General features: G+C 64.6%; 2 protein-coding genes. Both read left to right on the top strand.

Annotated features, from left to right (window positions below):
• Positions 1–268 precede the first annotated feature (268 nt).
• Positions 269–1297 (top strand): IS630 family transposase, encoded by a 1029-nt coding sequence (locus FOE67_RS24215; protein ID WP_182666961.1) that lies wholly within the window; start codon positions 269–271, stop codon positions 1295–1297.
• 300 nt (positions 1298–1597) lie between these two features.
• On the top strand, positions 1598–1846 hold the full coding sequence (locus tag FOE67_RS24220; protein WP_182666962.1) for a hypothetical protein: 249 nt from the start codon (positions 1598–1600) through the stop codon (positions 1844–1846).
• Positions 1847–1937: the final 91 nt, after the last annotated feature.

A 1937-nucleotide genomic window follows, 5' to 3' on the forward strand; every position in this document is an offset into this window, starting at 1 on the left:
CGTCGTCATCGATCTCACGGACCCGCACGCGTTCAGCCACGTGAGCATTCTGATGGTCCGGTGCCGCCCGGCACAGCAACCGCGCGGCATATCACGACAGGGCGAACGTTGCCTGACGCGGCACTAGTGGTCGAACCGAGACTCTTTGCCGCAGTGTGCCACTCGTCGAATCTCGGACCGCGCCCTACCACGGTTGCGCAGCTATTGATCCGTCACTTTTCGGTGTCTCGCTCGTTGGCGTGGCATGGGTGATGACTTGAGTGGGGACATGCGGAGGCTTTCGCCTGCTCAGCAGGAGGCTGTGCGGATGCGGGTGATGGCTGCGATCGACGCGGGGTTACCGGTGGCCGAGGCGGCGAGGGTCTTCGGGGTGTCGACCAAGTCGATCGGTCGGTGGAGGGCTCGTCGTGATGGTGGCGGAGCGGAGGCGTTGCGGTCCGGAAAACCCGGTCGGAAGGTCGGCTCGTGTCGTTTCCTGTCGGAGAGCGAGGAGGCCGCCGTCCGGCAGGCCATCATCGAATATTGCCCCGAGCAGCTCGGTCTCGGTGGAATGCTGTGGACGACGAGGAAAGTCAACGAATTCCTGCACCGGCATTTCGGGGTGAGATTCTCCCACGGCGGGTTGTGCAAGTTGATGGATCGGATGGGGTTGTCGTTCCAGCGGCCCGACCGCAGGGCCCGGGAGGCCGACCCCGCCGCCATCGAGGAGTGGACACGCACCACCTATCCGGCGATCCGGGCCCGTGCGGCGGCCGAGAACGCCCTGGTCATGTTCGCCGATCAGGTCGGGATCCGCTCCGATCAGGTTTCCGGCCGCACCTGGGGGGAGCGGGGGAACACGCCGATCGTGGCCCGCAGCGGACAGCGGTACGGCGTGAACGCGATGTCGGTGATCTCCACCCGGGGCACCATGCACTTCACCGTGTTCGCCGACCGCTTCACCGCTGCCACCTGCATCACCTTTCTCAAGCGGGTGATCGGCAATTTTCCCGAACAGAAAATCCACCTGATCGTGGACCGGCACCCCGTTCACCGCTCCAAAAAAGTGAACGCATGGGTCGCCGAGCACACCGACTCCATCGAACTGCACTTCCTGCCGGCCTATGCGCCACACCTCAACCCCGACGAACTCGTCAACGCCGACCTCAAACGTCAACTCGCCGACAAGGTCATCGAAAACCGGGCTCAACTGGAGGCATCAACCCGCAGCATCCTCCACGGAATCCAGAAATTCCCCGCCCGCGTCAGGGGATACTTCCGGGCCCCACACACCAGATACGCGGCAGACACCATTTAGTGACAAATCAATACATGTCCCAGGCAAGGCCACAGGCCAGGTTTGAACCCCTGACCTCTGGTCCTGCCTGTGGCTTCACAGAAGGCCGGACAGTGCGCGACAACAGCCCTTGGTAATCGTGAAGTGAAGCGTTCTAGGAGTCTGCCAGCCGTCGGGCAGTCAGAACCTCCCCATCGGTTGCATCGTTACTTTTCCGTGATCTATTGTGAGTGGCGCCTCCGGCGTTCCTGAAAACTTCACCCCCCCGTACACCCCGCCCTCGCGGTGGGGCGTACGCATGCCCGGCGGAGGTGAACAGCCGTGACCGAGCCGAGCCGCGAGCAGCACCGCCAGGCGGTGCGCCAGTTGCACGCCGAGGGCACGTCGCGGAACGCCATCGCCCGGTCCATCAGGCGCAGCGCGGCGACCGTGAGTAAGATTGCCCGCGAGGAAGGGCTCACCTTCAGCGGCGGGGCGCAGGTGGCCGCCGCAACCGAGGCTCGGCGGGCGGACGTCGCCGCCCAGCGCGAGCAACTAGTGCCGCGTCAGGCAACGTTCGCCCTGTCGTGATATGCCGCGCGGTTGCTGTGCCGGGCGGCACCGGACCATCAGAATGCTCACGTGGCTGAACGCGTGCGGGTCCGTGAGATCGATGACGACG

The sequence above is a fragment of the Streptomyces calidiresistens genome (genome assembly GCF_014141525.1).
Lineage (GTDB): Bacteria > Actinomycetota > Actinomycetes > Streptomycetales > Streptomycetaceae > Streptomyces > Streptomyces calidiresistens.

What these genes read in the sequence shown, in the direction of transcription:
- FOE67_RS24215 (WP_182666961.1), top strand. Translation starts at nt 269, where the DNA reads ATGCGGAGGCTTTCGCCTGCTCAGCAGGAGGCTGTGCGGATGCGGGTG.